This window comes from Paracoccus sp. (in: a-proteobacteria), assembly GCF_047973135.1.
Lineage (GTDB): Bacteria > Pseudomonadota > Alphaproteobacteria > Rhodobacterales > Rhodobacteraceae > Paracoccus.
Genome location: NZ_JBKEBL010000111.1, coordinates 1 through 7,856, shown reverse-complemented (window position 1 = coordinate 7,856; position 7,856 = coordinate 1). Strand labels below are relative to the sequence as shown.

Sequence of the window (7,856 nt, the reverse complement as noted above, 5' to 3'; positions counted from 1 at the left end):
GGCCAGACCCTCTATGACCCGGAATCGACCACCATCGTCCACCATGCCAGCCAGGCCCTGCGCGCGCATAAGCTGTTCCTGAAGGACCAGCATTACATGGTCCGCGACGGCGAGGTGATGCTGATCGACGAATTCACCGGCCGGATGATGAAGGGCCGTCGTCTCTCGGACGGTCTGCATCAGGCGATCGAGGCCAAGGAAGGCGTCGCCATCCAGCCCGAGAACGTGACGCTGGCCAGCGTGACCTTCCAGAACTATTTCCGCCTTTACGCCAAGCTGGGCGGCATGACCGGCACCGCCGCCACCGAGGCCGAGGAATTTGCCGAAATCTACAAGCTGGGCGTGGTCGAGGTTCCCACGAACCGCGCGATCCAGCGCAAGGACGAGGACGACCGCGTCTATCGCACCGCGCAGGAAAAATACCTCGCCGTGATCGAGGCCATCAAAGAGGCCCATCTGGGCGGCCAGCCCACCCTTGTCGGCACCACCAGCATCGAGAAATCGGAAATGCTGTCGGCCATGCTGAAAAGGGACGGCATTCCCCATAACGTCCTGAACGCCCGCCAGCACGAGGCCGAGGCGCAGATCGTCGCCGATGCGGGCAAGCCCGGCACCGTGACCATCGCCACCAACATGGCCGGTCGCGGCACCGATATCCAGCTTGGCGGCAATGTCGAGATGAAGGTGATGGAGGCGCTGAGCGCCGACCCCGAGGCACATCCCGATGAATTGCGTGCCCGGATCGAGGCTGAGCACGCCACCGACAAGCAGCGTGTGCTGGACGCTGGCGGGCTGTTCGTTCTGGGGACCGAGCGCCACGAAAGCCGGCGCATCGACAACCAGCTTCGCGGACGTTCAGGGCGGCAGGGCGATCCGGGGCGGTCGCTGTTCTTCCTGTCGCTGGAAGACGATCTGATGCGGATTTTCGGATCCGAGCGGCTGGACAAGGTGCTGTCATCGCTGGGGATGAAAGAGGGCGAGGCCATCGTTCACCCGTGGGTCAACAAGTCGCTGGAACGCGCCCAGGCCAAGGTCGAGGGGCGCAATTTCGACATCCGCAAGCAATTGCTTAAATTCGACGATGTGATGAACGACCAGCGCAAGGCCATCTTTGGCCAGCGCCGCGAAATCATGGACAGCAACGAGGTGGACGAGATCGCCGCCGACATGCGCCATCAAGTCATCGACGATCTGGTCGATGAACATATGCCGCCCAAGACTTATGCCGACCAATGGGATACGGATGGTTTGCAGACCGCCATGCGGGAACGGCTGAACATGAACCTGCCGGTCGGAGACTGGGCCGCCGAAGAAGGCGTCGATCAGGATGTCATGCGCGAACGGATCGAGAACGCGACTGACACATATATGGCCGAAAAGGCGCAGGCCTTTGGCGAGGACAACATGCGCCTGATCGAAAAGCAGGTGTTGTTGCAGATGATCGACCAGAAATGGCGCGAACATCTGGTGACGCTGGAACATCTGCGCAGCGTCGTGGGCTTTCGCGGCTATGCGCAGCGCGATCCGCTGTCGGAATACAAGACCGAAGCCTTTCAGCTTTTTGAATCCCTTCTGGACGGGTTGCGCTTTGACGTCACGCAGCGTCTGGCTCAGATACGCCCGCTGACCGAGGCCGAGCGCGAGGAAATGCTGCGTCAGATGGCCGAACAGCAGCAGGCCGCGCGGTCGCATCTGACCATGGAACACGGGGCCGAGCGTCAGTCGGATGACGATGGCGAAAAGCCCGAGCCGCTGATCGAAGGCTTTGACGAGAACGACCCTGCCACCTGGGGCAATCCCGGTCGCAACGACCTGTGCCCCTGCGGTTCGGGCAAGAAATTCAAGCATTGCCACGGGCGGCTGGTCTGACCTGCCGGCCCTGCCCCGCAGAACGCCTTGCATGATCAAGGCATGGCGTCTGCCGGGCTCTGGCAAGATGGCAATGTCAGCCCTGCGTATATTCCGCGTACGAAATACGGCTCAAATCACCGCACGCACGCAATAGATGGTAGCGTAACGGCCTTAACCGCGCTATGATTCCCCTCAGACCCGGAAAACCGGGCGTGTACGAGGCAGTGACGGCAGTATTCCCATGACCGAGATGGTCTTTGGCTCAACGCCCCTGCGGGCGGGTGATCCGATTCTTCCGCGTTGGTGGCGGACCGTTGATAAATGGTCCCTTTTCTGCGTGTTTTTCCTGTATGTGATCGGGCTGCTGCTGGGGCTTGCGGCCTCGGTGCCGCTGGCCGAAAAGAACGGGCTTCCCCGGTTTTACTATGTCGAACGCCAGGCCATTTTCGGGGCCATGGCGTTGGTCGCAATGCTGGTCATCTCGATGATGTCACCCCGGCAGGTGCGGCGGATCGGCGTTCTGGGCTTTGTGCTGGCCTTTGTCCTGATCCTTGCGCTGCCGGTGATCGGCACCGATTTCGGCAAGGGCGCAACGCGATGGCTTAGCTTTGCGGGTGTGTCAATGCAACCGTCAGAGTTTCTCAAGCCCGGCTTTGTCGCGCTTTGCGCATGGTTCATGGCCGCCAGTCTTGAGGTGGGCGGCCCTCCGGGCAAGGCCTATTCCTTCGTCGCAGCAATGATCATCGTCGTGCTGCTGGCCCTGCAGCCCGATTTCGGACAGGCATCGCTGGTGCTGTTTTCCTGGCTGGTGATGTATTTTGTCGCCGGTGCGCCGATGATCCTGCTGATGGGCGTGGCCGGGCTGGCCGCCGCCGGAGGTTTCTTCGCCTACGGTGCCTCCGAGCATTTCGCGCGTCGCATCAATGGCTTTCTGAACCCGGATGTCGATCCGCGCACGCAGATCGGCTATGCCACCAATGCGATTCAAGAGGGCGGGTTTTTCGGCGTGGGCGTGGGCGAAGGCAGTGTGAAATGGTCGCTGCCCGACGCACATACCGATTTCATCATTGCCGTCGCCGCCGAGGAATACGGCACGATCATGGTGCTGCTGATCATCGCGCTTTACTGCGCCATCGTCGTCCGTTCATTGCTGCGGATGATGAAAGAGCGCGACCCCTTCGCGCGGATCGCCGGGTGCGGCCTTGCCTGCGCCTTTGGCGTGCAGGCGCTGATCAATATGGGCGTGGCAGTGCGTCTGCTGCCCGCCAAGGGCATGACCCTGCCTTTCGTCAGCTATGGCGGCTCGTCCGTGATCGCGTCGGGCATCGCGATCGGGATGCTGCTGGCGCTGACCCGTACCCGCCCGCAGGGCGAGTTCGCCGAAATCCTGCGGCGGGGACGCTGATGGACAAACCCCTTGCCCTGATCGCGGCGGGTGGAACCGGCGGCCATATGTTTCCCGCGCAGGCCTTGGCCGAGGTGCTGCTGGCCCATGGCTGGCGTGTTACCCTGTCCACTGACGAACGCGGTGCACGCTATGCCGGGGGCTTTCCTGATGCCGTCCGGCGCGAGGTTGTCGCCTCGGCCACAACGGCGCGGGGCGGCATGGCCGGCAAGCTGATGGCGCCCTTCAGGATCGTGGGCGGGATCCTTGCCGCGCGCCGGGGCTTTCGCACCGATAGGCCTGATGTGGTGGTGGGCTTTGGCGGCTATCCGACCATTCCCGCCATGTCAGCGGCGCTGACCATGGGCATTCCGCGCATGATCCACGAACAAAACGGCGTGATGGGCCGGGTGAACACCGCCTTTGCCCGCCGCGTGGACAGGGTGGCCTGCGGGACCTGGCCGACTGCCCTGCCAAGAGGCGTCAACGGTATTCATACCGGCAACCCGGTTCGCGAAACGGTGCTGGCACGCGCCGGCGCGCCCTATGCCGCGCCGGGCGGCGGGACGCTGAACCTGCTGGTCATCGGCGGCTCGCAGGGGGCGCGGGTGCTGTCGGATGTGGTGCCCGCCGCCATCGCCGCGCTGCCCGGTCAGATGCGCGCCCGCCTGCATGTCAGCCATCAGGCCCGGCCCGAGGATGACGCCCGCGTCACGGGTGCCTATGCCGCCGCTGGCGTTCAGGCCGATGTGCAGCCCTTCTTTTCCGATGTGCCCGACCGTCTGGCCAAGGCGCAACTGGTCATCAGCCGCGCGGGTGCTTCGTCGGTCGCCGATATCACGACCATCGGACGCCCGGCCATCCTGATACCCTATGCCGCCGCGACCGCAGACCATCAAACCGCCAATGCACGGGCCCTTGCCGATGCCTCGGCAGCACTGATCCATCCGGAATCGGTGCTTGACCCTGCCAGCTTGACGCGCGACATCCTCGCGATCATGTCTGACCCGGATCATGCGTCCCGGATGGCATCTGCCGCAGTTTCCCTTGGCCGCCCGGATGCGGCGCGCCGACTTTTCGACCTTGTCACGGAGCTAGCCCAATGAATGCCGCCGCCGCAACCAAGCTGCCCATGGAACTGGGCCCCATCCATTTTACCGGCATCGGCGGGATCGGCATGTCGGGCATCGCCGAGGTGCTGCTGACGCTTGGCTATCGTGTACAGGGCAGCGACCTGAAGCGCAGCAAGATCACCGACCGGCTGGAAAAACTGGGGGCCACCGTATTCGAAGGGCAGCGGGCGGAAAATATCGGCGAGGCGGGGGTGGTCGTCATCTCGACCGCGATCAAGAAGGGCAACCCCGAACTGGAAGAGGCGCGCCACCGCGGCCTGCCTGTCGTCCGCAGGGCCGAGATGCTGGCCGAGCTGATGCGCATGAAATCAAATATCTGCATCGCCGGAACCCATGGCAAGACGACCACGACCACAATGGTCGCTACGCTGCTGGATGCCGGAAATCTGGACCCGACCGTGATCAATGGCGGGGTGATCCACGCCTATGGCAGCAATGCGCGCGCAGGCGAAGGCGAATGGATGGTGGTCGAGGCCGATGAAAGCGACGGCAGCTTCAACCGCCTGCCGACCGATATTGCCATTATCACCAATATCGACCCCGAGCATATGGAGCATTGGGGCGATTTCGACGCGTTGCGGCAGGGCTTCTACAATTTTGCGACCTCGATCCCGTTTTACGGCCTTGCCGTCTGCTGCACCGATCACCCCGAGGTGCAGGCGCTGGTCGGCCGCATCACTGAACGCCGCGTCGTGACCTTCGGTTTCAACGCGCAGGCCGATGTGCGCGCCATGAACCTGCGCTATGACAAGGGCGTTGCGCATTTCGACATCGCGCTTCAGGGCGAAGGCCCGACCGATACCGGCGAAATCGAGATGATCGAGGGATGCATCCTGCCAATGCCCGGCGATCACAATGTCTCGAATGCGCTGGCCGCTGTTGCAGTGGCACGGCATCTGGGCCTGAAAAAGGCCGAAATCCGCGAGGCGCTGGCGAAATTCGCTGGCGTGGGCCGCCGCTTTACCCGTGTGGGCGAGGTGAAGGGCGTGACCATTATCGACGATTACGGCCATCACCCGGTGGAAATCGCCGCCGTCCTTCGGGCGGCACGTCAGGCCACGCAGGGCCGCGTGATCGCCGTGCATCAGCCGCATCGCTATACCCGCCTGTCAAGCCTGTTCGAGGATTTCTGCACCTGCTTCAACGAGGCCGATGTGGTTGCCATCGCCGAAGTCTATTCGGCGGGCGAAGACCCGATCCCCGGTGCCACGCGCGACGATCTGGTGGCCGGGCTGATCGCCCATGGCCACCGCCACGCCCGCGCCATCATCAGCGAGGACGATCTGGAAAGGCTTGTCCGCGAACAGGCACGGCCCGGTGACATGGTGGTCTGCCTTGGGGCGGGCACGATCTCGACCTGGGCCAACGCACTGCCGGCACGCCTGCAAGGCAAGGCTGCGTGACACCGTTGATAATCGGCACCTGCGGGGTGGTTGCCCTGTGGGTGCTTCTGGCCTGTCTGATCCCGCTGCTGCGGTTTGGCCATCGCGCCCCCGCGATCTGGGCCATGGCGATTCTCGGCGTCCCGGTCCTGGGCTGGTTGACCCTGCATTGGGGACCGGGCATCGGCGTCGCCTTCTTCGCCCTTGGCCTTGCCCTGCTGCTGCGCCAACCCCGACGCCCGCGTCGGCCATAGGTTCCGGGCCGGAACCTTATGCTCAGCCCCCTGCCCCATGGCTGCGGTCATAGCCGTTGACGGGCGGAGGGGCCCATCCCGCAGGGGCATTCGCGGGGCGAAAGACCTGCACCAGCAGCGGATGGCACGGCGACAGGTCCGAGGAATGTTCGCCGCCGCAATCTCCGCCCGGACAGGCCGAAAGGGCACCCAGAAGATCGGTCTCGGCAAAGAACTCCAGATAATCGCCGGGGCGGACCGGGCTGGCCTTCATGAAATACTGCCCGGTGTCGCGCGTAAAACCGGTGCACATGAATACGTTCAGCACGTCATGCACATGCGTTTCCGCCTGTGCCAGCGGCATGTTCCGCGCATGGGCCAGCGCGCGGGTCAAGTTCGAATGGCAGCAATGGTGATACTGCCCGCCATCCGACAACAGGTTGTGGGTATAGGGATCGCAGCGCGTGCCGATCACATCATGCACGCTGCCGCCCGAGGCGTCGAACCCGTACCAGTCCAGCGTGTCATCGGTGATCGTCGCCAGCGGGCGCATGGTCGGAAAGGATGACCACATGCGGTCTCCGCTGGACAGATGCGTACCGTGCAGCGCACGGGTCTTGCCCGAATAGAACCGTTCCGACAAATCCGCCGACCACAGGTTCAGATCGCCGACCTGTGGCCCCTCGACGCTGACGATGCGAAAGAAATGCCCGGCGGGCACCTGGAAACAGCGCGCCTCGCGCGCGGGAATCAGCGTTTCCGCCAGCCGGGTCCAGCCCGCGCGCGCGGCGCGATAGGCGGCCAGATCGGGGCGCGGCAGGCCCTTGACCGGATAGCAGATGATCGGCGCAATGGCACGGCGCTGATCGGCATCGGCGGGGGCGGTATGGTCGGGAATATCAGGTTTCATCGTACCTCCGGTGTTATTTGCATCCTGCCATTTTTCGGGAAACAGGGAAGTCGGAAATTCATCGCATCTTCACGGCTTGCAGTTATAGCTGACGGCAATGGCGGGTACCGTGCCGCCACAGGACGGCTTCGCCGGGGGAATGATCGACGGACTAAAGATCACAGCCGTGGCGGCGGGGGCGGTGGCGGGCATGGCCGGTGCGAATGCCGCCGTGCCCGGTATTCTTGGGCAGCCGCTGCATGATCCGGTCGTTACCGGCAGGATCCACGATGGCCCGGATTTCGCGCTGACCATGGCGCTGTTCCTGATGCTGACCCGACAGGACCGTCCGGCATGGCAGGCGGTGATCGCCCCTGCCTCTGGCGGCATGGTACCTGGACTGATCTAGCCAAGACTGGCGAGGCCGGGGAATGTCTCAAGCAGCCAATAGGAAAAAGCCGAGAAGGCACCGGTCAGCAGCATCACCCCGACGATCAGCAACAACAGTCCCATCACCCGCTCGATCGTATTCAGATGCGGCTTGATGCGGCTCATGACCCCCATGGCGCGGTTGATAAAGATCGCGGCCAGCAGGAACGGAATCCCCAAGCCAAGCGCATAGACCGCCAGCAGCGCCGTCCCGCGCGACAGCTCGCCCCCCGTCGCGGCCAGCGACAGGATCATGCCAAGCTGAGGGCCGATGCAGGGCGTCCAGCCGAAGGCGAAGGCAAGGCCCAGAAGATAGGCCCCGAACGCGCCGCCATCCTGTTTGCCAGCATCTATCCGCGCCTCTTGATCCAGCACCGGAATGCGGATCACATGCAGGAAATGCAGCCCCATGACGATGACCATCGCCCCGGCGATCCTGGCCAGAACATCCTGATATTGCAGGAACGCCCGCCCGAACGCCGATGCCGCAAAGCCCATGACCAGAAACACGGTCGAAAGCCCCAGCACAAAGAACACCGCAGGCAGCACGGCGCT

At 63.6% G+C, this 7,856-nt stretch carries 8 protein-coding genes; 6 read left to right on the top strand and 2 right to left on the bottom strand.

From position 1 onward, the window contains the following. From secA to ACK5L9_RS08470, 5 genes are all read left to right on the top strand, one after another. On the top strand, positions 1 to 1,869 hold a 1,869-nt coding region (gene secA / locus ACK5L9_RS08490), incomplete at its 5' end, for a preprotein translocase subunit SecA (protein WP_416911033.1). Positions 1,870 to 2,092: 223 nt separating this feature from the next. Continuing rightward, the gene (gene ftsW / locus ACK5L9_RS08485) at positions 2,093 to 3,256 is read left to right on the top strand and encodes a putative lipid II flippase FtsW (RefSeq protein WP_416911032.1); all 1,164 of its coding nucleotides are present in this window, start codon (positions 2,093 to 2,095) and stop codon (positions 3,254 to 3,256) included. Then, positions 3,256 to 4,341 (top strand): UDP-N-acetylglucosamine--N-acetylmuramyl-(pentapeptide) pyrophosphoryl-undecaprenol N-acetylglucosamine transferase, encoded by a 1,086-nt coding sequence (locus tag ACK5L9_RS08480; RefSeq protein ID WP_416911031.1) that lies wholly within the window; start codon positions 3,256 to 3,258, stop codon positions 4,339 to 4,341. Before ftsW ends, ACK5L9_RS08480 begins: the two co-directional genes overlap by 1 nt. Beyond that, positions 4,338 to 5,771 (top strand): UDP-N-acetylmuramate--L-alanine ligase, encoded by a 1,434-nt coding sequence (gene murC / locus ACK5L9_RS08475; RefSeq protein WP_416911030.1) that lies wholly within the window; start codon positions 4,338 to 4,340, stop codon positions 5,769 to 5,771. The genes ACK5L9_RS08480 and murC overlap by 4 nt, the downstream gene beginning before the upstream one ends. Beyond that, a complete protein-coding gene (locus tag ACK5L9_RS08470) occupies positions 5,768 to 6,004 on the top strand; it encodes a DUF2484 family protein (RefSeq protein WP_416911029.1) in 237 nt (78 codons plus the stop codon). Before murC ends, ACK5L9_RS08470 begins: the two co-directional genes overlap by 4 nt. Before the next feature lie 22 nt (positions 6,005 to 6,026). Here ACK5L9_RS08470 and ACK5L9_RS08465 read toward each other — a convergent pair whose 3' ends face one another. Next, positions 6,027 to 6,893, bottom strand: coding sequence for an urea carboxylase-associated family protein (locus ACK5L9_RS08465; protein WP_416911028.1), 867 nt, complete (start codon positions 6,891 to 6,893; stop codon positions 6,027 to 6,029). 109 nt (positions 6,894 to 7,002) lie between these two features. Between ACK5L9_RS08465 and ACK5L9_RS08460 the strand changes: the two genes are divergently transcribed. Further along, on the top strand, positions 7,003 to 7,281 hold the full coding sequence (locus ACK5L9_RS08460; protein WP_416911027.1) for a hypothetical protein: 279 nt from the start codon (positions 7,003 to 7,005) through the stop codon (positions 7,279 to 7,281). On the opposite strand, the gene ACK5L9_RS08455 is transcribed toward ACK5L9_RS08460, so the two are convergent. Next, positions 7,278 to 7,856: cytochrome c biogenesis CcdA family protein (locus tag ACK5L9_RS08455; RefSeq protein ID WP_416911026.1), on the bottom strand; the 579-nt coding region annotated here is incomplete at its 5' end. The two genes, ACK5L9_RS08460 and ACK5L9_RS08455, sit on opposite strands and share 4 nt — an antisense overlap.

What these genes read in the sequence shown, in the direction of transcription:
- ftsW (WP_416911032.1), top strand. Translation starts at nt 2,093, where the DNA reads ATGACCGAGATGGTCTTTGGCTCAACGCCCCTGCGGGCGGGTGATCCG.
- ACK5L9_RS08480 (WP_416911031.1), top strand. Translation starts at nt 3,256, where the DNA reads ATGGACAAACCCCTTGCCCTGATCGCGGCGGGTGGAACCGGCGGCCAT.
- murC (WP_416911030.1), top strand. Translation starts at nt 4,338, where the DNA reads ATGAATGCCGCCGCCGCAACCAAGCTGCCCATGGAACTGGGCCCCATC.
- ACK5L9_RS08465 (WP_416911028.1), bottom strand. Translation starts at nt 6,893, where the DNA reads ATGAAACCTGATATTCCCGACCATACCGCCCCCGCCGATGCCGATCAG.